The following is a 26,044-nucleotide window of genomic DNA, read 5'->3' on the forward strand; positions in this document are numbered from 1 at the left end:
TCCGCGTCGATTCCGGCGTCAGGGGGTCGGCGGGCGTGCCACGAGCAGCTCACCGGCGCCGGTCGCGTCGAGCGCTCCGGCCGCGTGCGGAACGACGAGTGTGGCGCCCGCATGATGCTCGACGCCGTCGATCACGACGTCGCCGCCGCTCACGATCATGATCGAGAAGCCCTGGTCGATGACCGTCGGGCCGTCGACGGGAACACGCTCGAGTCGGAAGTACTCGTCGGCGGCGCGCGGGAAGACCGAGCCGGATGCCGGCGCGGTGCCGATCAGCGACTCGAGGTCACTGCGCGACCGGCCCCTCCGGTTCACCGCGGCGAGCGCGACCTCGAAACCCAGACCGAGGTGGCCGACCGTGGCGCCGTCGATCGCGTAGCCGTGCCACTCGAGGAGGATCGAGAGATCCTCGGGCTGCTGCAGTTCGAGGAGCAGGATGCCGGCGCCGATGGCGTGCAGCTCACCCGGCGGCACCCAGACGACGTCGCCGGGGTGCACCTGCACCGCGTGCAGCAGGTCGAGCAGAGCCGCCGAGTCCTGCCGGTCGACGAGGTCGGCGAGCGCGTCGACCTCGACGTCGTCGCGCAGTCCGACGTGCACCGTGCCGCCCTGCAGGATGTACCAGGCCTCCGCCTTGCCGTGCGCGGTGCCGAGATGCGTCGCCGCGAAGTCGTCATGCGGGTGCGCGTGCACCGGCAAGCGCTGCCCGGCGTCGAGGAGCTTGACCAGCAGGCGGGTGTCGGCGCCCCACCGTGCGACGTGGCGCTCGCCCAACCACGCGGCCGGGTCGTCGGCGACCGCCTCTCGCAGAAGTCGTCCGTCGGGGAGTCTGGTGAGTCCGACGAGCGCCTCGCCGTTGACCGTGGTCGTTGACGCGATCCAGTCCTCGGGTTCGCGGGGCGCGGAGGCCCCCTCTCCCCGGAAGTCGCTGATGCGCGCTCCACCGCGGTAGAAGCGCTCGGCGGGTCGGTTCGACGACAGCAGGATCGGATTCACACGGTCTCCTTCGATCCCACGGCTCCGGCGAGGAATCCCCCGACGAACGTGTCTCCGAGGCCGACCGTAGTCGGAGCTGCGACGTCGAGCGAGAACGCCGCGACGCCCACGGCATCCGGCAGCGCACCCTCGACGGCGGCGACGAGCGCCTCCCCTCCCCCGTGGCGACTGAGGGCGGAGGTCTCCTCAACGTCGCGCGCGGTCAGGCCGTCGCCCACGCGGTAGCGGGTGGCGGCGACACGCACGGCGCTGTCGAGGGCGGCGCGGTGCCGACCGGCATCCGGCCCTGTGGCGATCGCCCAGTAGCACGTGTGCAGGACGAGCGCACGTGCGGGGATGATCATCTGCGCTTCGTGGAGAGCGCGGATGACGTCTGACTCATCGAGCAGATTCACCGACCGGCCGACGTACTCCTGCAGTTCGTCCTCGTTCATGCCGTAGACGTCGATCTGCGGCAGCAGGCGAGCCCTGACCGTCTCGGCGAAGCTCCGAGTGTAGAAGCCCGCGTCCTCGTAGTAGACGAGGGCGTCATCGGGCAGGCGCTGCATCGCCCGCCGCACCTCGGTGAGCCGGAGCTCGAGCAGATCGTGATCCTGCATCGTGTTGAACCCCGAGACGAGGAACACCCCCGCGTCCGCGAGCGCGTCGGCGAGGTCGGCAGCCATCGCCATGCGCCGGTTCGGCGGGTCGTTGGCGAAGATCAGGCGGTTGGGGGCGGGCGAGACCACGTCTCCGTCGGTGAGCCGCACTGCGGCCCCCACCGGGTACTGCACGATGAGGTGCGGATCGAGGGTGTCTTCGGTGGCCGAGCAGATGTACGAGATCGACTCCGGAAGCAGCCGGCGCACGTTGTCGTCGATACTCACCAGGTGCTGGACACTCGGGATGCCGAGAGCGTCGAGCACGAGCCCCGCGCGCACCCCGGTGCCCCCGAGCGTGATCGTGTGCGCGAAGTGCGACACGAACGCCTCGATCACCTCGGACGAGGCGACGAAGCGCTCCGCCCCTGTTCCCGAGGCGACGAACGCGAGCACCGCCACCAGCAGCGAGCGTTCGTCGGTGATCGGCGACGTGGTCGTCAGCTCATGCCGGCGCACACCGTGCGCGTGCGCGAGCCTGTCGAACACCGACGAATCCCACGTGAGCTCGTAGTCGACGGTGCCGCCGAGTCCGAGTACGAGCGTTCTGTCCACGTCGCCGATCATCCTTCCGAGGTCCGAGGTTCAGTACAGCGACGCCTTGCCGTCTGCGCCGAACAGGTCGATCTTCTCAGCAGCCGTGACCTTCATGGCCTCGAGCGCCGCCGGCTGGATCGCGTTGGGCTCGCGCAGACGCTGATCGGTGCCGAGGATCTCACGCATGCGGTTGTGGTACGAGACCTTGATGTCGCTGGAGATGTTGATCTTGTTGATGCCCAGCTCGACCGCGCGGCGCAGCTCGGCATCCGGGTTCGAGGAGCCGCCGTGCAGCACCAGGGGGATGCCGATCGCGGCCTTGATCTCTTCGAGCAGGTCGTGGCGCAGTTCGGGGTTCTTGTCACTCGGGTACAGACCGTGCGAGGTGCCGATCGCGATGGCGAGGCTGTCGACACCGGTCTCCTCGACGAAGCGCACGGCGTCTTCCGGGTTCGTGTAGATGATCTCCGCAGCGCCGGACTCGCCGTAGCTGTCGTTGGCGCCGATCGTGCCCAGCTCGCCCTCGACCTGGATGCCCACGGCATGAGCGGCGTCGACGACCTTGCGGGTCAGCGCCACATTCTCGTCGAACGGCAGCAGCGACGCGTCGATCATCACCGAGGTGAAGCCCGCCTTGATCGCCGCGATGATCTGCTCGTAGCTTCCGCCGTGATCCCAGTGGATCGCGACGGGCACGCTCGACCGGTGGGCGCGGGCGTGCATCGCGGGGATCAGATCGGTCGTGATGTGCGCGACCTCATCGGGGTGGATCGCGATGATGACCGGAGCGGCCTTCTGCTCGCTGATGTCCATGATTCCGTTGAACATCGCCCAGTCGCTGATGTTGAACGCCGGGATGGCGAAGTTGTTCGCATTGGCGACATCGAGGATGGATTTGCCGGTGTAGAGCACGTGTTTTCTCCTGTTTCGTGGTGGTCGTATGTCCGTCGGCGCGACGTCAGCTCTTCACGGACCCCGCCGTGAGACCGCTGATGAAGTACCGCTGGAAGATGAGGAAGAGGATGAGCACGGGGATGGACCCGAGCACGCTCATCGCCATGATCTGGTTCCACTCGTACGAGTGCTGCCCCATGAGCAACTGGATGCCGATGGGCACCGTGCGCATGTCGATCGTGCGGGTCAGCGTCAGCGCGAACAGGTACTCGTTCCACGCGATCATGAACGTGTAGATGCCGACCGACACGATGCCGGGGATCGAGATCGGCACCAGGATGCGCCACAGGGCGGTCATGGATCCGGCGCCGTCGACGCGGACGGCCTCGTCGAGCTCTTTGGGCAGGGTGTTGAAGTAGCCGGTCATCATGATGATCGCGTAGGGCAGCGTGAACACCATGTAGGTGAGGATCAGCCCGAGGTACGAGTTGTAGAGCCCGAGGGCGACCATCAGGCCGAAGTACGGGATCAGCAGCGTGATCGGCGGCACCGCCTGAACGCTCACGATCACCACGTTCAGGATGCGCTTGCCGCGGAACTCGAAGCGGCTGAACGCGTAGGCCGCCTGGATCGCGACGAGGAGCGTCAGGATCGTGACGGAGCCGGCGACGACGTAGCTGTTGAAGAAGAACCGCATCGTCTCGGGGTTCGTGAAGATGGCGATGTACGCGTCGAACGAGAACGTGTCGGTGACCAGGCGGGGCGGCAGCTCGAAGATCTGCGTGTTCGACTTGAACGAGCTCGACAGCATCCAGAGCACGGGACCTGCGGCGAAGACGGCACCGAGGATGAGGCCGATCATCACGCCGGTCTTGGCGACGCGACGCTGGTTCTGCACGGTGAGAGCCATGAGTCAGTCCCTCGCTTTCTGGTGACGGACGTAGAAAACGGCGAGCACCATCGACATCAGCAGGACCAGCACGGCGGAGGTGGCCGCGAGCGAGAAGTCGTACTTGGCGAAGGCGAGCTTGTAGGTGAAGGTGCTGAGCACCTCGGTGACATCGATCGGTCCGCCACCCGTGGTCATCCAGATGAGGGCGAACTGCTGCGAGGTCCAGATCAGGTCGAGCAGCACGAGGCTGACGATGATCGGCCGCAGCTGCGGGATCGTGACGTTCCAGAACCGCTGGATCGCGCCGGCACCGTCGACGGTCGCCGCCTCGTTGAGCTCGCCCGGGATTCCCTGGAGCCCGGCGAGCAGGCTCACCATGAAGAAGGGGTAGCCGGCCCAGATGTTGATGAAGATGATGGTGCCGAGTGCGAGCTGAGGCGATGCCAGCCACTCGATGTCGGTGTTGAGCAAGAAGTTGACCACACCGTTCGGGGCGAGCAGCATGCGCCACAGCACGGCGATCACGGCGACCGTGAACAACCACGGCAGGATGTACAGCGCCCGGAAGAACGAGCGGGAGAAGCGTCCGAGCAGCGGGCTGTTGAGCATCATCGCGAAGGCGAGTCCGAGCACCAGGTGCGCCACCACGCTCGCCACCGTGAAGAGGATCGTGTTGCCGGTCGCCTTCCAGAAGCGGGGGTCCGACAGGATCTCTACGTAGTTGGCGACGCCCACGAACTCGGGCGACTTGTTCAGGATCACGTTGTCCTGGAACGAGTAACCGATCACCATGACGATCGGGACGATCATCAGCACGAACAGCAGGATCATCGTGGGCGAGAGGAAGGCGTACGACTCGGTCGTCTTGCGCAGCTGCCGCCGGCGACGTGACATCGCGACTCCGGTGACGATCACCTCGGTGTCGTCGGATGTTCTCAGACTCATGGGAAGCATGGCTCCTTGGTTGGTCGGGTGCCGCATCGCATCGGGTCGCGATGCGGCACCCGGTTCAGACGGGCGGAGAGAGGTCAGAACTCCCCTGCCCAGGCTTCCTGCGCCTTCGTGAGCGCGTCGTCGATCGACTGCTGTCCGTCGAAGGCCGACTGCAGCTGCTCGCCGAGCTGACGCATCAGCTCTTCGGCGACGGGGAGTCCGGTGAACTCGTTCGCGGGGTATCCGGCCTGGTAGATCTCGAACGCCTGCTTGAACAGCTCGTCGTCCTCGACGAATCCGGGAACGGACTTCGAGTTGCCGGGGAACGCGTTCGCCATCGTCGAGAGCTCGGAGTTCGTCTCCTCGCTCATCAGGAACGACACCAGCTTGAACGCCGCGTCCTTGTGCTCCGAGTTCTCGGCCACGCCGATGCCCCAGGACGCGTAGGGGATGCCCCGCTCGCCGTCGTAACCGTCTTCCGCCGGCAGCGCCGAGATCGAGAACTCGAGGTCGGGGTTGGTCTCACGGATCAGGTTGATGTGCGCCAGCGAGTCGATCATCATGCCGACGCGGCCGTTGGTGAACTCCTCGACCTTGTCCTGCTCCTTCATCGTGAAGGAGCCGGAGGCGATCGAGCCGTCGTCCCACATGCCGCCGATGAAGTCGACCGCCGAGGTGACGTCGTCGTTCGTCAGGTCGGGCTCGCCGTCCTTGAGCATCGAGCCGCCAGAGGCCCAGACCCACGACATGACGTCGTTCTGCACACCGTTGGGAGCCTCGAGCGAGAGCGGGAGGACCCAGCCGGAGACGTCGCCACCGAGGGCAGAGACCTTCGAGGCGGCATCCGCGAACTCCGTGCGGGTGGTGGGCGGGGCGGTGACGCCCGCGTCTGCCAGCAGGGTGTCGTTCGTGAACATCGGGTAGACGAAGTTCACGACCGGGATCATGTAGGTGCTGCCGTCGACCTGGATCTGGCTCGCCAGCTCGCTGTCGTCGTAGTCGTTCTCCTCCATGAGGGCGGTCAGGTCGGCGATGACGCCCTGAGAGGCGAAGTCGTTGACCCACGCGCCGTCGAGGCCGACGACGTCTGGCATGGTGCCGGATGCGGCTCCGGCGAAGAGCTGCTCCTTGGTCGATGCGTACGGTCCGCTCACGAGCTTGACCGTGATGCCGGGGTTCGCGTCTTCGAACTCGTCGATGAGCGCTCGGAACTCGCCGTCGGGGAGTTCGGGCTCCCACCACTGCGCGAATTCGATCGTGACGTCTCCGCCATCCCCGCCGTCGGCTCCGCTGTCGCCTGCCGCGCACCCAGCCACGGCCAGGACTGTCACGGCTGCTGTCGCGGCGCCGGCGAGCTTGAGAATGCGTCGCCCTCGTCCCACTGTGATCATCACTTCTCCTCTTCGAGATCGTGCCGCATACGTGCTTCGATGCTTGTTCATGCGGTTTTGAGCAATGTTATGCGTTCATTTGCAGGAACGTCAAGCATTTCTTTGCACTATTCGATGGATGTACTCACAGATCTCTCCCCACATCGCTGCCACGGCGCGGCGGTGCAGATTTGATCTGCGCCGCATTCGATCTGCGGTTTTCTGCTGGACTCTGCCGACTTTCCCGCGTCTATGTGCTAGAGATGTGTGCATGGAAGCAACCGCACCGTCGCCCAAGCGCCGCCTCCCGGCGGGCCGGAAGGCGGATCTCGCCTCGTACGTCGAGCAGGTGGGAGAGGTGACCGTCGGCGGTCTCGCCGAACATTTTCACGTCTCCATCGACACGATCCGCCGCGATCTCGACCAGCTCGACCGTGAAGGCGTCGTGATCCGCACACACGGAGGGGCCGTCAGCGCGGAGGGTCAGCTCAAGGACCGCGCGCTCGACGTGCGCCTGCGGATGCAGACCGAGGAGAAGGAGACGATCGCGCGCCTCGCCGCGGGGCTCATCGACGACGGAGCGGTCGTGATGCTCAACGCCGGAACGACCACTCTGGCCCTCGCGCGGGCACTTCGCAACCATCGAGACCTCACGATCGCCACGAACAACCTGCGGATCCCCGCCGAGATCTCCCCCTCCGCCTTCCGCGACCTCTACGTGTTCGGTGGCGCTGTCCGCGCGATCACCCAAGCCACCACCGGCCCCGTCACGTTCATGATGACCCCGGGCGGACCCGAAGTAGACATCCGCTGCGATCTGGCGCTGATCGCGGTGGGTGCCATCGACCAGGCCGGCTTCTCGACGTCGAACATGGGCGATGCGAACATGATGGCCGAGATGATCCAGCGCGCCGATCGCACCGCCATCCTCGCCGACTCGTCAAAATTCGGGCGACGACTGTTCGCCCAGGTGACGACGCTCGATCGGGCCGACTATCTGGTCACGGACGCCCCGCCCTCACAGGCCTTCGCCACCGCTCTCGCCCAGGCAGAGGTGCAGATCCTCGTTCCGTGAGGGTTTGCGCTTCCGTCAGCGTGCGTCGATCGGGCTGCCCGGAGTCGGCGGGACCGCCGCTATCAGGCGCGATCCCGTGATGGCCGCCGCGACGATCGCCGCCGTTCCAACGACGGGCAGCGCGGCGAGTGCGAACGCCGCGCTCGGGCCGAAAGCGAACGAGAAGACGAGGAACGCCACCCATGCGGCCACGCCGACTCCGACCCACATCCACTGCATCCTGGTGGTCGCCGCGCGAAGCGCCGTGGCGGTGATGGGCCGGCCGTGATGGATGACATTCTCCGTCCACTGTCGCCCATCCCACCACCGCTGGGTCTGTCGGTGCACGTCGTACCATCCCGGTGCCGCGGGGCTCACGCCGTTCACAAGGCGAACGAGGGCTTGGGCCACGACGGCAACGCCGTGGAGGAGAGGACGTCCGACAGCACGGACGCGCGCGACTCGGAGTCGCCGCGTCCGATGAAGTATCCGATCACGTTCAGCAGCAGTCCGATGATGCCGATCGCCAGCCCTACCCAGGCGACAGGTGTCGCGAACCCGCCGATGATGGTGGCCACGAGCCCGGCAATGCCGACCACCCCGCCGATCGCGTTGAACAGATTCGACGAGTACCACGCATCCTGCGAGGCGGCCGCGTCCCGGAGCACGCGAACGAGTCCGTCGACCGACTCCTGGAGTTCGTCGACCTGGTCCTCATGGGTGTCGTACGCCGCGAGGTAGTGCCGGGCGGCGTCCGACTCCCACGCATCGCTTCCCAGCCCCCGGAGGCGAGCCGTCGTGCACTCCGCATCGACGCGGCTCTGCACGCTGCCGATCCCCTGAACCAGCTTGTCCGCTTCGGCGCGCAGGACGGTCGGGAAACCCATCCGCGCGACCAAGTCGCGCATGGCGTTGAGTATCTCCCGCATGATCCCGATGTCGGCGAGCAGTGCTGCCATCGCCGCGTGATAAGCGGCATCCTTCGCCCAATCGGGCCAGGGGATGCCGAACGTCGAAAGGTCGTCGGCCCATGCGCGCGCCACCACCGGCGCCCCGCGCTCTGCATTGGCGAGTTCTCGCAGCCCGTCGTCGATCACGTCGATGATCCACTGCCCCATGGCCTCCGGATGCATGCCTCACGCCCCCCTGATGTCGCGGCCGACCTCGTCTTCGGTCTTCTCGTAGATCTCGGCGACCTGCTCGAGCCGTGACCCCATGGCGCGGAAGAGAGCGCCGCCGTCGCGCACCTTCTGCCGCAGGTCGGCGGCCGCGGCGAAGTACTCGTCGCGGAGAGCCTCGAAACCGGGCTGATCCGAGAACGCCCAGTACTCGAAGGTGTCCGAGATGCTGTCGGCTCCCGTCGCGAGCGTCTCGCCCCATCCCCGCCAGAGTTCGGCGTCGCCCCTCAGGACTCCCGTATCGACCTTGTACCCGTCACTCATCGTTCCCCCCGCCCTCATGGTCTGAGCGTCGCGCGATCACCGTATTCACATTCGCCTTCACGGCATTCGCGAACTCGACCGCGGTGGCGGACGCCCTCCATTCGGCATCCACCGTCACCGAGAACTGCCCCAGCGCGTTCACCTCGACCGTCAGCTCGGGGAAGACATGGCGCTCTGGCTCACCCTCGGGCTCGGCGACGACGACATCGATCGCGTCGCTGGCCGGTAGTCCCTCCAGCAGCAGTCGCATGACCTCGTGCGCCTTCGTCGAGACATCGGGCATCGCCGAGACGCCCGCGAGCGCCAGAGCGGAGTCGGTGGCGGAGGAGAGCGCTGTGGCTGCCGCGTTCACGAAGTGCTCCGGATCGACGACGACCGAGGAGATCAGCCGCCGGGCGTCGACGTCGACCACGACGAGTGCGCCACGCTGGGCCACCTCGCGCGTCAGACGCTCCATCTCGGCCGAGAAGTCCGAGGCGATCTGACGGGATTGGGTGCGAAGCGCGTCGAGGCGAGCGGTCAGGTCATCAGACGGATTCATGTCAGCAGCATCCAGGGGTCGGGTCGTCAGACGACCAGGTCGATGATCGTCTCTTCGGCATGGCGATAGCTGGCGAGAGCCCGCTGCAGGGCCTTGATCGCACTCGTCAGCTCGTCGAGAGTGTAAGTCTGATCGGCTTGCCACTGATCGTGCCGGCTCTCGTAGGCATCGGCGGCTTCACCGTCCCACCCTGCGAGCATGAGCTGCGATGCGCTGTCGAGCGAGGCACCTTCGGCCTGCAGATCGGACAGCGCCCCGAGCAGGACATCGATCATCGTCTGGATCTGGTCGAAATCGACCTCGACTGCTACCCCCACGCCAGCACCCTAACATCCACTTTGCGCACGCCTCCAGGCACCATGAGCCTGCGCGAACGACGAAGGCCGCCGGGATCGCTCCCGACGGCCTTCGTGCGTGTCAGGCGGGTGCGCCGCCTATCGAGGTCAGAACCAGCCGTTGATGAGATCCCACAGCCAGTCGATGATGCCGCCGATGCCGCCTGCGCGGTTGACGGTGACCGTGGCGGTCGCCTCGTCTCCGTCTGCCTGCGACACCGCGACCGTGTACTTGCCGGGCTGGGTGCTCTTGGGCACCGTCACCGAGGTCGAGAAGGTGCCGTCGGCCTTGACCTGGACGGTGCCGACCTCGACGACCGAGCCCTTCTTCGGTCGCAGCTCGACGCTCACGGTCTCACCCGGCAGGTAGCCCTCACCCGTGACCGTGAGCTTCTTGCCCGCGGCCACCTTCGACGAGCCGAGGTCGATCGAGCCGGCGAACTCGACCGGCTCCTCACCCGCGATCGTGAACGGCACCTGTGCGGTCGTCCCCGTGCCGGCGACGGCGACGGCGAGCTGCTGCTCGCCGTAGACGCCGGACGGCACCGTGAAGGTGAGCGTCGCACGCCCTGCTTCATCGGTCGTGTCGACGATGGTCGGGTCGACCGCGCCCGCGGCGAGCGGGGTGCCGCCGAGCGACAGCGTCACCTCACCCGGTGCCTGCTCCCCCGCGCTGAATGCCAGCGAGGAGAGAGCAACCGTGACCTGGTCGCCTGCACGGTAGCCGTCGGCATCCGGCGCGCTGACCGAGACACCCACCGCGCGCTGCGCGAGGTCGGGGGTCGCGGTCTTGTTCGCGTCGAACCAGTCGACCATCGACTGCAGGTCGATCTTGCCGGTGTCGCGCTTGTCGTCGCCCTCCTTGAAGGTGAAGAAGTTGTCTCCACCGCCGGCGAGGAACGAGTTCGCCGCGACCGTGTAGTTCGCGGCCGCGTCGATCGGCGTGCCGTTGAGAGTGATCGAGGTGATCCTCGAACCCTGGGCCGCGGCGGGGTCGTAGGTGTAAACGAGTCCCTCCGAGACGCCGAGCTTGAGGAACGGACGAGCCGAGCCTGCCGGCTGCCACTGCTCCTCGAGCACGCCCTTGAGCTGCGCACCGGTGAGCGTCAGCGTCACCAGCGTGTTGGCGAACGGCTGCACCGTCGCCGCCTCGCGGTAGGTAACGTTGCCGTTCGGATCGTTGGCGTTCGCCGAGGCGTACGTCAGGTTCGCTCGGATGCCACCCGGGTTCATCAGCGCGATGTCGGCGCCGGTGGACCACTTCTGCACGTCGGCGACGAAGTTGCCGATGGTGGACTCGCCACCGCGGTTCTCCGAGGCGTTCGTCTGACGAGCGCGGTTGAAGTCGGCCGTGATGTCGCCGACCTTGACCGCACCGAGTACGTCGGCCTCCGCCTTCGCCTTCGCGACGATGTCGGCGACCTCAGGTACCGCCGGGTAGAGCGGCTTGCCCGCAGCGGTGAGGGGCTTGATCTCGTTGGTGATCGAGATCAGGTCCTTCGTCTTCGGGTCCACCTGGATGTTCATCAGTCCCAGGTTCTCGCCGTACTGACCCGCCGAGATGACCGGGCGGCCGTCGATGACGTGGTTGTACGCGAGGTGGGTGTGCGCAGACACGATCGCGTCGACGTCTTCATCGACCCCGTAGACGATCTCGCCGAGAGGCGAGTCCGGGGTGATGCTCGACAGCTCGGCACTGGATGCGCCCTCGTGGACGAGGAGGATGACGACGTCCGCCTCGCCGTTGGCGGCGTCTCCGTCGCGGAGATCGTCGGCCACGGCGTTCACCGAGTCGACGATGCTGCGCACCTCGAGATCCGCGATGCCCTCGGGGGACACGAGCGAGTCGAGGTCTTCGGTGACGGCGCCGACGAAGCCGACGCGCACGCCGTCCAGCTCCTTCACCCAGGCCGGTGCGAGCGCAGGCTCGCCGGTCTCGGTGACGAACACGTTCGACGAGATGTACTCCCAGTCCGCGCGGTCCTGCACGCGATCTCGCAGGTCTTCCCAGCCCTGGTCGAACTCGTGGTTGCCCGCAGCGCTGACATCGAGACCGGCCGCGTTGAGCGCGTCGATCGTCGGGTTGTCATCGTTGATGAACGAGGTGAACGTCGAAGCGCCGATCAGGTCGCCGACGCCGGCGAAGATCGTGTTCGGGTTCTCTGAGCGGAACTGCTGCACCGCTCCGGCGACGACCGCCGCGCCTGCGGCAGCGCCGTCGGCTTCGATGCGCCCGTGGAAGTCGTTCATCGTGACGACATCGATGCTCACCGGCGGGATCTCCGAGGAGACGCCGACGATGATCGGGTCGTGGTCACTCGAGCGGAACGGCGTGCCTGCCTCGGTGGCGCCGAACGCGTAGCCGCGATCGCTCCACTCGGGAGAGTTGATGCTCCACACCCCTGCGCCCGTGATCGACTCCGCCAGCGACGGCGAGGCGAGCACGTGGTCGAGCGAGCCGAGCTCCCCGTCGAACGAGTACGTGTGCTCGTCTGGTGCCTTCTCGCGTGCGACGTCGCTCCAGCCCTCGCTCGTGAAGACCTCGATGGGGTCTTCCTTCGCGTAGGCGTTGAAGTCGCCGATGAGCAGGATGTCGCTGCTGCCGGTGGTCTCCTCGATCTCGGCGGTGAAGCCCTTGAGCGAGTTCGCCTGCTTCACGCGGTCGGCGTTGAAGAAGCCCTGTCCGTCCGCGGGCTCTGCGCCGCCTCCCTCGGGTGCCGACTTCGACTTGAAGTGGTTCGCCACCACGGTGACGACCCGGCCCTCGATGTCGAAGGCCTGTGCGATCGGCTCGCGGGCGTTGCCCCACACCGTCTCGTCCGTGACCGTGAGGCTCTCGCCGACGGTGCTGACGTCGTCCTTCTTGTAGATGATCGCGCTGGTGATGAAGTCGGTGGTCGCCGAGCTGTTGAGCTCGTCGGGGGTGCGGACGTAGTCCCACTCCTCGCTGCCGAGCGCATCGTTGAGTCCGTCGACCAGGTCGGCGAGCGCCTCATCGAGGGTTCCGCCCAGCTTGATCGAGTTCTCGATCTCCATCAGCGACACGATCTCGGCGTCCAGCCCGTTGATCGCCGCGACGATCTTCGACTTCTGGATCTCGAACTGGGCAGCGTTCGCCGCGCCCCGGGCGTTCGAGTTCTCGCTCTTCAGCGTCGTGAAGTAGTTGAAGACGTTGAACGACGCCACCTGCACGTCGCCGCCCACGGCCGGAGCCGAGTCGGTGCGGGGGTTCGTCGCCGCGAAGCCCGCCTTCAGGTCGGCCGGCGACGTGCTGTCGATCGGCACGACCGGCTGCAGACGCCAGTCGTCGAAGCCGTACTGCAGCACGTAGCCGCTGTCGCTGAAGTCGACGGTGTCGCCGTTGCGCACGACGAGGTCCTTGGTGAAGTACGGCTGGTCGTTCGGGTGGCCGTTGTTCGAGACCTGGATCGACCATCCGTCGTCGAGCAGGATGCGGTTGGCCCGGTTGGCCGCCGCGATCGCGGAGGCCTCGGCACCGGGGCGCACCGTCTCGGTGCTCTTGACGTTCAGGTCAGCGCCGGCGTTCAGCCAGAGCGTGCCGAAGTTGAAGAGCTGGTGGCTGGACGCGAGCCGGTAGGTGCCTGCGGGCGCAACGTACATGTTCTCGTACTGCTCGCGGTCGGCGCCGACGGTGACGTCGGGGAGCGGCGTGAGAGCCGGCACACCCGCGCCTGCCTGCACCACCGAGACTCCCGCTGCCGCGGTCGGGTTGATCTGGGTCTGGCCGAAGTACTCGCTGACGGATCCCGTGATCGAGACGAGGTCGCCGATCGCGACCGTGGGAGCGAGCGCGTTCAGGAAGACGAACACGCCGTCCGATGCTCCCGGCGTCGCGTCGGTCGCTCCGCCGGAGCCCTCGGTCTGGATGACGATGCCCTTGTAGCCGCCGGTGCGGTAGTCGGCCGTGACGACACCCTCGACCGTGACGGTCTGGCCGTTCAGCGGCGAGACGTCGGTCGTGCCCTGCACGTCGGCGATGGACACCTCGGTGGGCTCGGGTTCGGGCTCAGGGTCGGGAACTGTGCCGGCGTTCTGCGGCGTGATGGTCGGCGACAGGCTGAAGTCGGCCTTGTTGTCGTCGGTGTCCTTGCCGCCGGTGCGGTTGAGCGACTTCACGTCGGTGTTGCCGGTGGGCGGCGTCGCCGCGGCGGTCTCGAAGGTGTTCGAGGTGCCGTAGCCGAGCACGTCGATGACGCCGTCGACCCCGGTGACCGAGCCGGGGGTCAACGTGACCGCCGCCGTGCCCTCGACGAGTGCGAGCGTGCCGTTCGTGCCGCTGGGGTTGAGGGTGCTCACGGCGTCGGCCGTCGGCAGGGCGGCGCCGTTGGCTCCGTTGCTGCCTGCCTGCACGAGATAGTGGCCCCCGGCGGGGATGACGCCGGTCAGCGGTGCGACGCCGTTGGAGCCTGCCGTTCCCGTCGCCGATCGGTACTGCAGCGAGAGCCCGTCGAGGGTGACGGGCGCGGCCGTGGGGTTGTAGAGCTCGATGAACTTGTTCGTGAACGCCGCACCGGCGCTGCCTCCGGAGAGGTACGCCTCGTTGATCACCACCCCCGTCCCTGAAACGTCTGCGGAGGCTGGCGCGGCGATCAGGGCGCTGGCGCCGAGAGCTGCGACGCAGGTGGCGGCGAGGACGCCGAGACGCCCCCGACTTCTGCGATCTGACCCGGGAACCTGCTGGTTCGCGGCGTCGGGAGCGGACATCATCTGTGTTGTCTCCTCGGGTATGGTCTGGCGACGGCTCTCGTGAAACCGCGTCTGTGCGAGCTCTCAGCCGACGCACATGTGAGCGAGCATACGGACGCCCTCGGACATCCTCAACGTAGTTTTCCGATTGGTAACCAAGCCCTCACCGAACGTCCCGACAGGCCCCTGACGAAGGTGGAATATCGCGTGGAGAAGCGCTCAGATGCGCGCGGCCGATCGCGCGAATGCGCGTTGACTCAGGCAGTCCCGCCGGTGCCGGCGGCAGCGTCCTCGAACTCCTCGACCTCACGCTCCCACTGGTCCTTCGCGAGTCGGTACCAGAGGTAGAACGCGAACCCGGCGAAGATCGCCCATTCCGCCGCATAGAAGATGTTGAGCCAGTTCACCGGCGACTGCTCGTCGGGCGCCGGTGAGGAGATGTCGGTGAGACCTGCCGTCGCCGTGACCGAGGCCAGGTACGGCCGATAGACATCGAGGTCGTCGACATCGTGCCAGTGGCTGAGGAGCGCGGCGGTCGACATCCGGTCCATGCGCTGCGGATCATCCTTCGGCGGCAGAGAGGGACCTTCGTCCGAGATGACCCGTCCGATGATCGATGCTTCTGCGTCACCCTCGTTCAGCTCCGCCACGGCCGCCTCGGCGACCGCGCGGTCGGCGGTCCAGCCGATCGCCACCGCTATCGACGTGCGCTCCGCGACTCGCAGCTGACCGGTCACCCAGTAGCCTTCGACGTCGTCGTTGAATCGGCTCGACACGATGAGGAAGTCATCGGGGATCCACGTTCCGGTCGTCTCGACCTTCTGCCCGACCAGCGGCTCGGGCAGATACTGCCCCGGCTCGACGACATCGGTCAGCGGCCGCACCTGCTCGGTCGCTCCGGCGGGCGGCGGATCGGTCTCGATGGCGCGCTCGAGCTGCCATTGCCCGAGCCACGCGAACACGCCGGCGACGACCAGGCACAGCACGAGCATCCCGATCCAGCGTCCCCGGAGCATGACCTCGCGGAGGGTCGGCGGGAACAGAGCAGCAGAAGTCACAGCGTCGTGCGTGCCTCAGGCCTCGTAGGGCGCGAGGACGACCTCGACCCGCTGGAACTCCTTGAGGTCGGAGTATCCGGTGGTTGCCATCGACTTGCGCAGCGCACCGATCAGGTTCGACGTGCCGTCGGCGACGGGGGCGGGACCGTAGAGGATCTCCTCGAGCGTGCCGATGCCGCCGACCTCGACGCGGCGGCCGCGAGGGAGTTTCGGGTGGTGCGCTTCGGGACCCCAATGGAAGCCGCGACCCGGTGCGTCCGTGGCGCGGGCGAGTGCGACGCCGAGCATGACCGCGTCGGCGCCCATCGCGAGCGCCTTGACGATGTCGCCGGACGTGCCGACGCCGCCGTCTGCGATCACGTGCACGTAGCGTCCACCGGACTCATCGAGGTAATCACGACGAGCGGCGGCGACATCAGAGACGGCCGTGGCCATCGGAGCATGGATGCCGAGCGTGGCGCGGGTGGTCGATGCCGCTCCCCCGCCGAATCCGACGAGGACGCCGGCCGCGCCCGTGCGCATGAGGTGCAGCGCCGCGGTGTAGGTCGCGGCTCCGCCGACGATGACGGGCACGTCGAGGTCGTAGATGAACTTCTTGAGGTTCAGCGGTTCGTCGACGCTCGAGACGTGCTCGGCCGACACCGTGGTGCCGCGGATGACGAACAGGTCGACGCCGGCCGCGGCGACGGTGTCGTAGAACTCCTGCGTGCGCTGCGGAGTCAGGGATCCGGCGACGGTCACGCCGGCCTCTCGGATCTCGGCGAGGCGCTGCGTGATGAGCGCCGGCTTGATCGGCTCGGAGTAGAGCTGCTGCATGCGAGCGGTCGCCTCGCCCTCGTCGAGGGCGGCGATCTCGGCGAGAAGCGGCTCGGGGTTCTCGTAGCGGGTCCACAGACCCTCGAGGTCGAGGACGCCGAGTCCGCCGAGCTGTCCGAGCATGATCGCCGTCTGCGGGCTCACGACGGAGTCCATCGGGGCGCCGAGCACCGGGATGCCGAAGCCGAAGGCATCGATGGTCCAGGCGGTCGACACGTCCTCGGGGTTGCGGGTGCGCCTCGAGGGCACCACCGCGATGTCGTCGAACGTGTACGCACGACGCGCACGCTTGCCTCGGCCCAGCTCGATCTCCATGGTCACCACCCCAGACTACCGGGCGCACGCGATGACACCGACGGCTGGAAGACTGAGAACGAGCTCGGGAGGCAATATGTCGGATTCGATGGAGGTCGCCGTCATCGGCGGCGGCGTGATGGGCCTCGCGACCGCGTGGGAGCTCACGCGACGAGGGATGAAGCCTGTCGTCTTCGACCGCTTCGCTCGCGGACACCACCAGGGCGCATCGCACGGCGCGACACGCAACTTCAACAACGCATACGACGAGGAGCACTACCTCGACCTTCTCGGCCGCGCGCGGGAAGGGTGGGATGCCCTCGGGCAGGTCGACGGCGAGCCGCTGCTGCGCCTCCATGGCCTCGTGACCCACGGCGATGTCGACCTCTCCGTGATCGCGCAGCGTCTGGTCGAGCGCGGCATCCACGCAGAGATCCTGACAGCCGGCGAGGCATCGTCGCGCTGGTCGGGCATGCGCTTCGGTGGTGACGTGCTGTTCTCCCGCGACGCGGGCGTCGCCCGAGCATCCGCCGCCCTCGGCGAGCTCGAGCACCGCATCGTCGCGGCGGGCGGCGAGGTGCGCTGGGAGACCCCCGTGGCGCGCATCGAGGAGACCGACGAGGGCGTCGACCTCGTGCTGTCCGAAGAGCGGGTGCGGGCAGACGTCGTCGTCGTCACGGTCGGCGCCTGGACCGAGCGGATGCTGCCCGGCATCCGCCTGCCTCTGCTGGAGGTCACCGAGGAGTTCCCCGCGCACTTCCAACCCTCGGCGAACGACGTGTGGCCGTCGTTCAATCACTACGTCGACCCCGACCTTCACCCGGCGACGGTCTACGGCAGGCCGACGCCCGGCGAGGGCGTCAAGGTCGGCTTCCACCGCGTGGGCGACGTCGTCGACCCCGACGCCCGTCCGCACGCGGTCACGCACGCGCAGGCTCTCGCCGACTATGTGCGCGAGTGGATGCCGGGCCTCGACCCGGCATCCGCGGTGCCCGTCAGCTGCACCTACACCTCGACGTCCGACAGTGCCTTCGTGCTCGATCGGCGGGGACGGATCGTGGTGGGTGCAGGCTTCTCCGGTCACGGCTTCAAGTTCGCGCCGGGGGTGGGCGCGACACTCGCTGACCTGGCGCTCGACCCGACCGCTCTCGCGGCCGCGCCTTTCCGCCTGCCCTGACTCAGCGCGCCCGCGCCACCCGACGCTCGTCCCACACCGGAGCGTCGGACTCGTACACCTCTCCGTCCGACCCGAACAAGAGGAACCGGTCGAACGAGCGCGCGAACCAGCGATCGTGGGTGACCGCGAGCACGGTTCCCTCGAAACGCTGCAGGGCGTCTTCGAGCGCCTCGGCCGATTCGATGTCGAGGTTGTCGGTCGGCTCGTCGAGCAGCAGCAGCGTCGCGCCCGAGAGCTCGAGCAGCAGCACCTGGAAGCGCGCCTGCTGTCCGCCGGAGAGCGATTCGAAGGTCTGCTGCGCCTGGCGGACGAGCCCGTACCGGTCGAGCGCCGAGCTGGCAGCGTCCCTCGGCATCCCCGCTCGCCGTTCGTCTCCCCTGTGCAGGATCTCGAGCAGCGTTCGGCCGACGAACTCCGGATGCGCATGCGTCTGGGCGAACAGGCCCGGCACGACGCGTGCACCGAGCGTGGCCCGCCCGCTGTGGTCGACGACAGCCAGTTGCTCGCCCGTGGAGGTCACGTGGCCCAGAGTCGGGTCAGGGTCACTGCCGCCGCGGGCCAGCAGCCGCAGGAAGTGCGACTTGCCCGAGCCGTTCGACCCGAGCACGGCCACCCGATCGCCGTACCAGACCTCCGCATCGAAGGGCCGCATCAGACCGCTGAGCTCGAGCCCCTGCGCGACCACCGCGCGCTTGCCCGTGCGCGCACCGCGCAGTCGCATGTCGAAGTCCTGAGCCGGTGGCCGCTCCTCCGGAGGGCCCGCCTCCTCGAACTTGCGCAGACGGGTCTGCGCCGCCTGATACCGCGACGCGAATCCGTCGTTCGCCGATGCCTTCACCTTGAGGTTCGCGACGAGGGTCCGCAGCTTCTCGTGCTGCTCGTCCCACCGACGGCGAAGCTCGTCGAGCCTGTCCATGCGGTCGCTGCGCGCCCGGTGGTAGGTCGCGAATCCGCCACCGTGCACCCACGCCGAGGCCCCAGCACCGCCGGGTTCGAGAGTGATCAGACGGTCGACCGCCCGCGCCAGCAGCTCTCGGTCGTGCGAGACGAGCAGCACGGTCTTCGGCGTCTGCCTGAGCTGCTCCTCGAGCCAGCGCTTCGTCGGCACGTCGAGGTAGTTGTCCGGCTCGTCGAGCAGCAGCACCTCGTCCGGTCCGCGCAGAAGCGCCTCGAGAGCGAGCCGCTTCTGCTCGCCTCCCGACAGCGTCGTGAGCTCGCGGAATCGCGCACGCTCGAACGGCACGCCGAGAGCGGCGACCGTGCACTGATCCCACACGGTTTCGTGCTCGTATCCGCCGGCATCCGCATACTCCGCGATCGCCGTCGCGTAGGCCATCTGGGTGTCGTGCTCGTCTCGTTCGATCAGCGCGTCCTCCGCCGCCTCGAGTGCCTGGGCGGCCTGGCGGATGCGCCGCGGTGCCACTCTCACGAGCAGCTCGTGGACCGTCTGGCCGGTCTCGCCGTGGCCGACGAACTGATCCATCACACCGAGCCCGCCGTCGATCGTCACGACGCCGGCATCCGCGGCCTGATCGCCTCGGATGATGCGGAGCAGCGTCGTCTTGCCCGCCCCGTTGGGTCCGATGAGCGCGCTCGTCGAACCGGCTCCGACGCGGAACGTCGTCTCGTCCAACAGCGGTCTGCCGTCAGGAAGGGTCAGCGAGACCCCTGCAACATCTATGTATCCCACCGCGCGTGGCCGTCCTTCCGCCCGCATGGCGAGCCGACCAGGCTATCAGAACCGGGTCGGCGGCCGGTCAGCTGCGACGGCCGACCACCTGGATCGCCTCGGTGCGGGGTGATGCCGGCAGAAGCATCCGGAACTCGGTGCCGACGCCCTCCCTGCTCGTCACATCCATCGTGCCGCCGTGGGCGAGCACGATCGCCCGCGTGATCGTGAGCCCCAGACCGACGCCGGGCACAGCGTTGCGGGTCGCGGTCGATGCGCGGAAGAACCGGGTGAACAACATGCCCTGCTCGTCTTCGGGGATCCCCACGCCGGTGTCTCGGACGGCGAGCTCGACGGCTCCGTCGACCTGACGCACGCTCGCGGTCACCCGCCCTCCCGCCGCGGTGAACTTGATCGCGTTCGACAGCAGATTGTCGAGGGCCTGGCCGATGCGACCCGAATCCACGGTCATCAGCACCGGACTCGACGGGATCTCGGCCACGATCTCGATGCCTTCCCGCTGCGCGTGCGGACCTGAAGACGCGACGGCATTGCGCACCAGCTCGGCGACGTCGGCCTCTCGGCGTTCGAGCGGGAATCGACCGGATTCGACCTGGGCGGTGAACAGCAGGTCGCCGACGAGATTCAGCAGGCGCTGCGCGTTGCGCTCGATGATGTCGACGAACTCCTGCTGTTCGGTCGTGAGGGGCTGGGCCGGATCGTTCTGCAGAAGGTCGAGGAATCCGATGATCGCGCTCAGCGGGGTCCGCAGCTCGTGCGAGATCATCCCGACGAACTCGTCCTTCATGCGGGCGACCTCGACCGCACGCGTCTCATCGGTGATCACCAGCAGGTAGCCGTGCCGCGAACCGTCGGAGTCCTGATACGGGGAGACAGTGACACGAGCGGGAACCGTCGACCCGCCCACTCTCGCCACCTCGATGTGCGAATCCACCGGCAGCCCGGCGTCGGCGTCGTCGAACAGCGCACGCATGCCGGGGTGGAGACCGTCGTCAGCGCCCTCCGTCGAGTTCGTCGCGAACTGCGCGAGCGCCTGCGACGGGAAGAAACGGTCGACCTGCACCGCGGCGAGCGCATCAGGCACCGCCATGCCGAGCAGCCGCACAGCACCCGGATTCCATGCAGTGATCACGCCGCAGTTGTCGGTGGCGATGACCGCCTGCCCGGTGATCGAGTTCCACAGGCTCGCGAACGACTCGGAGAGCGCGCGGTACTGCTGCTCGCTCGACTTCAGCTGCTCGAGAATCATCTGGTTGGCGGCGAGCGCGGCGGTGCGCTCGCCGACGTGGGCCTCGGCCTGGGTCGTGCGAAGACGCTGCTGGCGCGACAGCTCGTTGACGATGGCCCCCACCGTCGCGAAGACCAATGGACCGATCACACCGCGCAGCCAGTCGGCCGGGTCGTCGGGCGGATCGATGAGGTTCGGCATCACGAGCGCGATCGACGAGAGGACCGCCACGATGACAACCTGCCTGCGTCCCGGTGCGGCCGCGATCCAGATCACCGGAAGGAGGACGAAAGACGAGAAGAGCGATGCCGGCCCGCCGGTGCCGGTCCTGATGGCGCCCAACGCGACGATGTCGATCATCGGGATGAGCATCACGACCCAGCCCTCGTACACCCCACGAGCCGAGAGCACGGCGGCGAGTGCCGTCACTGCGGCGATGGTGACGAGACCGAAGACCGCGAAAGCCGTGTCGGTCACGGGGATCCCCGGAACCGTCCACATGAGCACAGCCGCGACCGCGACCGCGATCGCCGTCGGCCCCTGCTTCATCAGCGGCGTCGGGTTGTCGAAGTACCGACGCCAGCTGCGTTCCATCGTCTGCTGCACGATGGTCGTCGTCGGCGTCATCGTGTCACATCTCGCAGGAGCGCTCGCAGATCCGCACCGATGATCGGCTTGGGGAGCGCGGCGTCGGCGTCGGGGTAGTCGGCGACGTCGAGCACCGAGCTCACGATGAGGAAGCAGTCCGGGAAACGGACCCTGATGAGACGCGCCAACTCCGCGCCTCTGATGCCGGGGAGCAGCAGGTCGACCACGGCGACGGCGGGAGCAATCGTCGCGAACGCGGCGATTGCCGATTCGGCATCCACCGCAGCGAACACGTCGAAGCCCTCACGGTCGAGGTAGCGCTGCAGCAGCGCCGTCTGATCTGCGCTGTCCTCGACCACGAGGGCCAGCGGCCGCCCGGTCATCGCAGGAACAGCTCTCGCACGATCACGACGACGACGACGATGCCCAGGGCGAGGAGCGCCTGCGGGATCAGAAGCTTCTCGCGACGGGCATCGGCGGCGATCTCCTCCTCCTCAGCGCTTCTCGAAGGTGCTTCGGTCATGAGTCGACCCGTCCGATCTTCTCTGTCTTGATCCATGCGGCGTCGGCGTGGCGCCACTCCTTGATGTACGAGTCCACGGTGATGGCGCAGAGAAGCGAACCGTACCCGCAGATGTAGAGCAGGAGGCCGGCGAAGAAGCGCCCCGCGGGCAGTGGCTCGACGGCACGGGCTAGCCAGACTCCGAGCATCGAGATCGGCCCCCAGAGGTAGAAGACCACCGCCCAGATGAACCTGTTCTCATCGGTGAGAGTGAGTCCGAGGTCGCTCAGACCCGCCTCGAACAGCCAGGGGAACAGTGCGATCGCCATCAGGATGAGAGCCCCGAGTCCGGGGAACATCAGCGCCTCGCGCCAGGATTGGCGGCCGATCCGCCCGTCGAGCTGCACCGCGAAGAGCATCGAGAACAGATAGATGCAGGCTGCGGAGATCCACATGATGCGGAAGACGAACTCGGCGATGTCGCTGTGCAGGACGAGCAGCACGAGCAGCGCAGTCGCGGCGAGGATCATGAACGCCGGCAGCAGCAGGATGGTGAACCACGCGAGCCCGAACGCGAAGCTGCCCAGGTTGTGCACCCGGCTGGGTCGGAACCACAGATGGCGGTAGATCGAGGTCAGCTGCACGTTGCCTCTGGCCCACCGCAGGCGCTGCTTCCAGAGGCTGTCGATGGTGCGGGGCTCCTCGGCGAGGACGACCGCGCGGGGCTCGAACACCATCCGACGACCGGCCAGCTGGCCCTCGAAGGTCGTCATCGTGTCTTCGGCGAGCGTGCCGGTCGGAATCCGACCGCCGATGGCTTCGAGGTTCGCCCGCGAGTGCAGCTGCGCTCCCCCGGCCAGGCACGCGATCGCTCCCCCGACGTTCTGGGTGCGACGGGCCGAGAGCTGTCCGATGACGTACTCGATCGCGATGAACCGGGTGAGGTAGTTGCGGTCGCGACTGCCCTCGGCGATGTAGGCCGTGACGGCCCCGACCTTCTCGTCGGCCAGGTGCCGGCTCATCTTGCGCAGCGAATCCCGGGCGAAGATCACGTCGGCGTCCATGATCAGGACCGCTTCTGTCCACTCGTCCGCGAGCACGATGTCGAGTCCGTGATTGAGCGTGTGCGCCTTGCCCTGGCCACCCTTGTCGCGGCGCAGGTGCACGACGCGGCCGGGGAACGCGGCAGCCTTCGCCGCGACCACCTCGGGGGTGTCATCGGTCGATGCGTCGTCGATGACGAAGATGCGCACACGGTCGGCCGGATACTCGAGCTGCGTGAGGCGTTCGATCGCCTGCCCCAGCACGAGCCCCTCGTTCCACGCGGGGATCAGCACGGCGATGCGGGGGTGGTACGGGGCCGCCTTGCCGTAGTGGTTGCGGAAAGCGTGCAGGGGCAGGGTGAGGAACTGCAGGGCCGTGTTGATGACCGGCAGCGTTCCCACCAGCACGCAGAGCAGGAGGAACACGACGACGAGGGTCTCGACCCAGTTCAGCTCGGGCATCAGCGAGACCTCCATCCGTCGAGGATCTCGACCACCCGCGAGTAGCGTCCGACGTCGGAGGCCACATGGCTGTCGGTCGACGCGACGATCTCGGCGCCGGCGGCGCGCAGTGCGTCGAGAAGCGGGATGCCGGGGCACCCCCACTTCTCATTCACCTCGACGATCGTGTCGGTCTCGGCCGCCGTCTTGGCCCAGGCCGAGACGCGATCGGCACCGAGGTCGCTCTCGGAGAGACCGATCTTCGGCAGGATCGAGAAGCAGTGCGCCAACTGGTTTCCCGGATGGCGGCGCATGGCCGAGATCAGCGCGGACACCAGCTGATCGAGCGCGTCATCCGGCGCCCAGCCGCCCTCGATCCGCTCTCGGACGGCGCTCGGGCCGAGCGGTCCGTCGACGCCGGGGAACTGATGGTCGGCGATCAGGATGCGGTCGATCCCGGCGGGCAGCTCGGGGATATCGAGATCACCCGAGGCATCGAGGATCTTCGCCTCGACACCGGTCAGCACGGTGAGACCGTCCGGCACCTGCAGCGCGCGCACCGCGGCGAGATAGTCGGGCACCCACGGCGTCGACCGGCGCACATGGTCGACCAGGCGCACGGTCGTGAGCCCCGCCGCCGAGGCTGCCGCGACGTTCTCGGCGAGAGTCGAGACCGCGTCGTCCGAGAACGTCGAGTGCACATGGTGATCGCCTCGAAGCAGCGCGTCAGTCACAGCTCCTCCTGATGCCCCGCGTGTGCCGAGACGAGGACCTCGTCGACCTCGAGGATCACGTCTTCGAGGAACCGCACCGAGGCGACCTCACGGAAGGCGATCTTCGACGGGATCTCGCGGCCGAGGAACAGGTCGGCCACGAGCGAGGGGATGTCGACCCCCGCGGCGATCGTGAGCGGAAGAGCACCGGGGAACCGCGGATTCACCTCGAGGAGCACGGCGCGGCCTGCACGGTCGCGCCGGAGTTGCACGTTGGCGACCCCCACGAGACCGATCGCACGTGCGATCGACGATGCAGCGCTCTCGAGCTCCTCATCGTGCACCGTGCGTCCGGCGATCGCGACACCGGAGTCGACCCTGGCCCGGGTCCGCGGCACGGCCGCCACCACTGAGCCCGAGGCGTCTGAGATCACATCGACCGAGTACTCCTCGCCGGGGAGGAAGTCCTGCACGATGAGGCCCTCGTCCTCGGGCAGCGCTTCGAGCGCCGCCCGATCGGGCACGAGTCGCACGCCACGACTGCCTGCGCCCTGGCGAGGCTTGGCGAAGGCGGGGAACTCCCAGTCGACGGCCAGTGCGTCGGGACCCGCGAGCACGGTGCGTGGGGTGAGCCCCGTCGCCTCGCAGCGCTCGGCGAGCAGCAGCTTGTCGAGCGCCACGGAGAGCGTGTCCTGCGAAGGTGCGGCAAGCACCGCCGGGGCCAGCTCGTCGCGGCGGCCGGCGAGGGCCGCGAGCTCGACATCGACCGTGGAGATCACGAGATCGAGCCGATCCTCCTCGACCATGCGGGCGATCGTCGAGACGAAGTCGTCGTCGCGCCCCGGGGGCACGAGGCGGCGATGCGTCGGCGGGACGAGGTAGATCCCGCTGGCCCAGCCGTCCATGTCGGCCGCGAAGACCTCGAGGTCGGATCGGCCCAGGAGCGAGCGGATCACGGCCACTCCGGCAGGTCCCCCGGCTCCCGTCACCAGTACGCGCGAGGCCATCAGCTCTCCCGTCGGGTGAGCTCGTGGGCGCCGATGAACTCGGCGGTCTCGCGCACGACCTCGAGTGGCTCCACGGCAGCTCCGCCGCCGAACCGCGACCAGTATCGGGCGGTGGCCGTCACGAAGTCGGGCTCGAGGTAGTCGCGCGTCGCCGTCTGCGAGCCGAAGCACTCGAGCAGTCGCAGCTTCTGCGCCATGTACTGATCGATCCGCACGAACCGCGTCGGACGGAAGTCGATGGTGGCCGAGGGGCTCTGGTAGCACGCGACCGTACCGACTCTGCGGGTCGCGGCGATCGTCGCCTCGCTCACGGCGCGGTGATCCTGGTGGCGGTCGTTCGATGAGTGGGTGTAGACGATGGTCGGCTGCACTTCCTGGACGACCTCCTCGATCAACCGCACCGTGGCGCCGCCGCCGGAGATCTCGGTGTCCACGAGGTCCTTGACGAACAACCGTGCGCCGAGGATCTCGGCCGACGCGAGCGACTCGTGCTGCCTGCTGTCGGCGTCTCCGCCGCGAGCACCGCGCGAGAGGGTGAGGACGGTGATCGTGTCGCCGGCCTGGGCGTGCGCGGCGAGGATCCCGCCGACGCCGATCTCGACATCGTCGGGGTGCGCGCCGATGGCGAGCACGACCTCCCTGGTGCGGCCGGCCTCACGCCGCGCGCGGCCCTCGGTCGCGAGGCGCAGGACGGCCTCGACGAGCTTGACGTTGTCGAGGGGCTTCGTGAGGAACTCGTCGGCCTGCGCGCGCAGGGCCGACACCGCATACTCGACCGAGACGTGCGCGGTCATCACGATGACGGGCAGCAGCGGATCGTTGCGACGCAGCTCTGCCAGCAGCTCGAGGCCGTCGAGACCGGGCATCTCGATGTCCGTGACGACCACATCGGGGGTGAAGGTCTCGAGGCGCTCGACGGCGGAGTGGCCGTCATGCGCGACCGAGACTTCGCAGCCGGCCCGCCTCTCGAGCACGGTCTTCACGAGCAGGGCGACGTCAGGGTCGTCATCGACGACGAGGACGCGGGGAGCATCCTGGGGCATATTCTGCGGCTCTCATTGGGGAAGTCCCCTGCCGATCAGCGTCCGGCATGTCACTCCCTGCGCCCTTCGCGCGGAGAGCTCGAGGGGAAGTCGAGCGGGTGTCTC

The 26,044-nt window shown here is 67.8% G+C and carries 24 protein-coding genes; 2 read left to right on the forward strand and 22 right to left on the reverse strand.

The window, feature by feature from the left end; all coding sequences use genetic code 11:
* Window positions 1–18 precede the first annotated feature (18 nt).
* The 6 genes from RQG82_RS18740 to RQG82_RS18765 form a co-directional block, all read right to left on the reverse strand.
* Window positions 19–996 carry a carbohydrate kinase gene (locus RQG82_RS18740; protein ID WP_311260307.1) on the reverse strand — a complete coding sequence of 326 codons (978 nt, stop codon included), beginning with the start codon at window positions 994–996 and terminating at the stop codon, window positions 19–21.
* Entirely contained in the window at window positions 993–2,189 is a 1,197-nt protein-coding gene (locus RQG82_RS18745; protein WP_311260308.1) for an ADP-dependent glucokinase/phosphofructokinase, read from the reverse strand. The genes RQG82_RS18740 and RQG82_RS18745 overlap by 4 nt, the downstream gene beginning before the upstream one ends.
* 30 nt (window positions 2,190–2,219) lie before the next feature.
* On the reverse strand, window positions 2,220–3,083 hold the full coding sequence (locus RQG82_RS18750; RefSeq protein ID WP_311260309.1) for a ketose-bisphosphate aldolase: 864 nt from the start codon (window positions 3,081–3,083) through the stop codon (window positions 2,220–2,222).
* 46 nt (window positions 3,084–3,129) lie between these two features.
* A complete protein-coding gene (locus RQG82_RS18755; protein ID WP_311260310.1) occupies window positions 3,130–3,975 on the reverse strand; it encodes a carbohydrate ABC transporter permease in 846 nt (281 codons plus the stop codon).
* Between the two features lie 3 nt (window positions 3,976–3,978).
* On the reverse strand, window positions 3,979–4,902 hold the full coding sequence (locus RQG82_RS18760) for a sugar ABC transporter permease (protein WP_311260311.1): 924 nt from the start codon (window positions 4,900–4,902) through the stop codon (window positions 3,979–3,981).
* Window positions 4,903–4,985: 83 nt separating this feature from the next.
* On the reverse strand, window positions 4,986–6,281 hold the full coding sequence (locus RQG82_RS18765) for a sugar ABC transporter substrate-binding protein (RefSeq protein ID WP_311260312.1): 1,296 nt from the start codon (window positions 6,279–6,281) through the stop codon (window positions 4,986–4,988).
* A gap of 250 nt (window positions 6,282–6,531) precedes the next feature.
* On the opposite strand from RQG82_RS18765, the gene RQG82_RS18770 reads away from it, so the two are divergent.
* Window positions 6,532–7,335 (forward strand): DeoR/GlpR family DNA-binding transcription regulator, encoded by an 804-nt coding sequence (locus RQG82_RS18770; RefSeq protein WP_311260313.1) that lies wholly within the window; start codon window positions 6,532–6,534, stop codon window positions 7,333–7,335.
* A gap of 15 nt (window positions 7,336–7,350) precedes the next feature.
* Here RQG82_RS18770 and RQG82_RS18775 read toward each other — a convergent pair whose 3' ends face one another.
* From RQG82_RS18775 to RQG82_RS18810, 8 genes are all read right to left on the reverse strand, one after another.
* Window positions 7,351–7,725 (reverse strand): DUF2510 domain-containing protein, encoded by a 375-nt coding sequence (locus RQG82_RS18775; RefSeq protein ID WP_311260314.1) that lies wholly within the window; start codon window positions 7,723–7,725, stop codon window positions 7,351–7,353.
* The gene (locus tag RQG82_RS18780; RefSeq protein ID WP_311260315.1) at window positions 7,698–8,447 is read right to left on the reverse strand and encodes a hypothetical protein; all 750 of its coding nucleotides are present in this window, start codon (window positions 8,445–8,447) and stop codon (window positions 7,698–7,700) included. Before RQG82_RS18780 ends, RQG82_RS18775 begins: the two co-directional genes overlap by 28 nt.
* Window positions 8,448–8,450: 3 nt before the next feature.
* A complete protein-coding gene (locus RQG82_RS18785; RefSeq protein ID WP_311260316.1) occupies window positions 8,451–8,756 on the reverse strand; it encodes a hypothetical protein in 306 nt (101 codons plus the stop codon).
* Window positions 8,749–9,297, reverse strand: a complete 549-nt coding sequence (locus RQG82_RS18790; protein WP_311260317.1) for a hypothetical protein — start codon at window positions 9,295–9,297, stop codon at window positions 8,749–8,751. Before RQG82_RS18790 ends, RQG82_RS18785 begins: the two co-directional genes overlap by 8 nt.
* Before the next feature lie 26 nt (window positions 9,298–9,323).
* Window positions 9,324–9,614 carry a WXG100 family type VII secretion target gene (locus RQG82_RS18795; protein ID WP_311260318.1) on the reverse strand — a complete coding sequence of 97 codons (291 nt, stop codon included), beginning with the start codon at window positions 9,612–9,614 and terminating at the stop codon, window positions 9,324–9,326.
* A gap of 126 nt (window positions 9,615–9,740) precedes the next feature.
* A complete protein-coding gene (locus RQG82_RS18800; RefSeq protein WP_311260319.1) occupies window positions 9,741–14,360 on the reverse strand; it encodes an ExeM/NucH family extracellular endonuclease in 4,620 nt (1,539 codons plus the stop codon).
* Between the two features lie 236 nt (window positions 14,361–14,596).
* Complete coding sequence (locus RQG82_RS18805; RefSeq protein ID WP_311260333.1) at window positions 14,597–15,355, reverse strand: SURF1 family cytochrome oxidase biogenesis protein; 759 nt, start codon at window positions 15,353–15,355, stop codon at window positions 14,597–14,599.
* A gap of 57 nt (window positions 15,356–15,412) precedes the next feature.
* Entirely contained in the window at window positions 15,413–16,528 is a 1,116-nt protein-coding gene (locus tag RQG82_RS18810; RefSeq protein WP_042539210.1) for a GuaB3 family IMP dehydrogenase-related protein, read from the reverse strand.
* A gap of 76 nt (window positions 16,529–16,604) precedes the next feature.
* On the opposite strand from RQG82_RS18810, the gene RQG82_RS18815 reads away from it, so the two are divergent.
* Window positions 16,605–17,684, forward strand: a complete 1,080-nt coding sequence (locus RQG82_RS18815) for an FAD-dependent oxidoreductase (RefSeq protein WP_311260320.1) — start codon at window positions 16,605–16,607, stop codon at window positions 17,682–17,684.
* A 1-nt stretch (window position 17,685) separates the two neighbouring features.
* Here the strand turns inward: RQG82_RS18815 and RQG82_RS18820 are convergent, their stop codons facing one another.
* The 8 genes from RQG82_RS18820 to RQG82_RS18855 all read right to left on the reverse strand — a co-directional run bounded on the left by RQG82_RS18820 (window position 17,686) and on the right by RQG82_RS18855 (window position 25,939).
* Complete coding sequence (locus tag RQG82_RS18820) at window positions 17,686–19,374, reverse strand: ATP-binding cassette domain-containing protein (RefSeq protein ID WP_311260321.1); 1,689 nt, start codon at window positions 19,372–19,374, stop codon at window positions 17,686–17,688.
* 67 nt (window positions 19,375–19,441) lie between these two features.
* The gene (locus RQG82_RS18825) at window positions 19,442–21,229 is read right to left on the reverse strand and encodes a PAS domain-containing sensor histidine kinase (RefSeq protein WP_311260322.1); all 1,788 of its coding nucleotides are present in this window, start codon (window positions 21,227–21,229) and stop codon (window positions 19,442–19,444) included.
* Window positions 21,226–21,573, reverse strand: coding sequence for a response regulator (locus RQG82_RS18830; protein WP_311260323.1), 348 nt, complete (start codon window positions 21,571–21,573; stop codon window positions 21,226–21,228). Before RQG82_RS18830 ends, RQG82_RS18825 begins: the two co-directional genes overlap by 4 nt.
* Window positions 21,570–21,713, reverse strand: coding sequence for a hypothetical protein (locus RQG82_RS18835; protein WP_311260324.1), 144 nt, complete (start codon window positions 21,711–21,713; stop codon window positions 21,570–21,572). Before RQG82_RS18835 ends, RQG82_RS18830 begins: the two co-directional genes overlap by 4 nt.
* The gene (locus tag RQG82_RS18840) at window positions 21,710–23,212 is read right to left on the reverse strand and encodes a glycosyltransferase (protein ID WP_311260325.1); all 1,503 of its coding nucleotides are present in this window, start codon (window positions 23,210–23,212) and stop codon (window positions 21,710–21,712) included. Before RQG82_RS18840 ends, RQG82_RS18835 begins: the two co-directional genes overlap by 4 nt.
* Window positions 23,197–23,910 (reverse strand): PHP domain-containing protein, encoded by a 714-nt coding sequence (locus tag RQG82_RS18845; protein WP_311260326.1) that lies wholly within the window; start codon window positions 23,908–23,910, stop codon window positions 23,197–23,199. The genes RQG82_RS18840 and RQG82_RS18845 overlap by 16 nt, the downstream gene beginning before the upstream one ends.
* Window positions 23,907–24,896 (reverse strand): ATP-grasp domain-containing protein, encoded by a 990-nt coding sequence (locus RQG82_RS18850; RefSeq protein ID WP_311260327.1) that lies wholly within the window; start codon window positions 24,894–24,896, stop codon window positions 23,907–23,909. The genes RQG82_RS18845 and RQG82_RS18850 overlap by 4 nt, the downstream gene beginning before the upstream one ends.
* Entirely contained in the window at window positions 24,896–25,939 is a 1,044-nt protein-coding gene (locus RQG82_RS18855) for a response regulator (RefSeq protein ID WP_311260328.1), read from the reverse strand. The genes RQG82_RS18850 and RQG82_RS18855 overlap by 1 nt, the downstream gene beginning before the upstream one ends.
* Window positions 25,940–26,044: the final 105 nt, after the last annotated feature.

It is taken from the genome of Microbacterium sp. WCS2018Hpa-9, from assembly GCF_031843745.1.
Taxonomy (GTDB): domain Bacteria; phylum Actinomycetota; class Actinomycetes; order Actinomycetales; family Microbacteriaceae; genus Microbacterium.

Excerpts from the sequence above, each read along its gene's own strand:
- RQG82_RS18790 (WP_311260317.1), bottom strand. The coding sequence starts at position 9,297 with ATGAATCCGTCTGATGACCTGACCGCTCGCCTCGACGCGCTTCGCACC.
- RQG82_RS18830 (WP_311260323.1), bottom strand. The coding sequence starts at position 21,573 with ATGACCGGGCGGCCGCTGGCCCTCGTGGTCGAGGACAGCGCAGATCAG.
- RQG82_RS18835 (WP_311260324.1), bottom strand. The coding sequence starts at position 21,713 with ATGACCGAAGCACCTTCGAGAAGCGCTGAGGAGGAGGAGATCGCCGCC.
- RQG82_RS18755 (WP_311260310.1), bottom strand. The coding sequence starts at position 3,975 with ATGGCTCTCACCGTGCAGAACCAGCGTCGCGTCGCCAAGACCGGCGTG.
- RQG82_RS18855 (WP_311260328.1), bottom strand. The coding sequence starts at position 25,939 with ATGCCCCAGGATGCTCCCCGCGTCCTCGTCGTCGATGACGACCCTGAC.
- RQG82_RS18850 (WP_311260327.1), bottom strand. The coding sequence starts at position 24,896 with ATGGCCTCGCGCGTACTGGTGACGGGAGCCGGGGGACCTGCCGGAGTG.
- RQG82_RS18765 (WP_311260312.1), bottom strand. The coding sequence starts at position 6,281 with ATGATCACAGTGGGACGAGGGCGACGCATTCTCAAGCTCGCCGGCGCC.
- RQG82_RS18825 (WP_311260322.1), bottom strand. The coding sequence starts at position 21,229 with ATGACGCCGACGACGACCATCGTGCAGCAGACGATGGAACGCAGCTGG.
- RQG82_RS18810 (WP_042539210.1), bottom strand. The coding sequence starts at position 16,528 with ATGGAGATCGAGCTGGGCCGAGGCAAGCGTGCGCGTCGTGCGTACACG.
- RQG82_RS18800 (WP_311260319.1), bottom strand. The coding sequence starts at position 14,360 with ATGATGTCCGCTCCCGACGCCGCGAACCAGCAGGTTCCCGGGTCAGAT.
- RQG82_RS18805 (WP_311260333.1), bottom strand. The coding sequence starts at position 15,355 with ATGCTCCGGGGACGCTGGATCGGGATGCTCGTGCTGTGCCTGGTCGTC.
- RQG82_RS18785 (WP_311260316.1), bottom strand. The coding sequence starts at position 8,756 with ATGAGTGACGGGTACAAGGTCGATACGGGAGTCCTGAGGGGCGACGCC.
- RQG82_RS18815 (WP_311260320.1), top strand. The coding sequence starts at position 16,605 with ATGTCGGATTCGATGGAGGTCGCCGTCATCGGCGGCGGCGTGATGGGC.
- RQG82_RS18770 (WP_311260313.1), top strand. The coding sequence starts at position 6,532 with ATGGAAGCAACCGCACCGTCGCCCAAGCGCCGCCTCCCGGCGGGCCGG.
- RQG82_RS18780 (WP_311260315.1), bottom strand. The coding sequence starts at position 8,447 with ATGCATCCGGAGGCCATGGGGCAGTGGATCATCGACGTGATCGACGAC.
- RQG82_RS18840 (WP_311260325.1), bottom strand. The coding sequence starts at position 23,212 with ATGGAGGTCTCGCTGATGCCCGAGCTGAACTGGGTCGAGACCCTCGTC.
- RQG82_RS18760 (WP_311260311.1), bottom strand. The coding sequence starts at position 4,902 with ATGAGTCTGAGAACATCCGACGACACCGAGGTGATCGTCACCGGAGTC.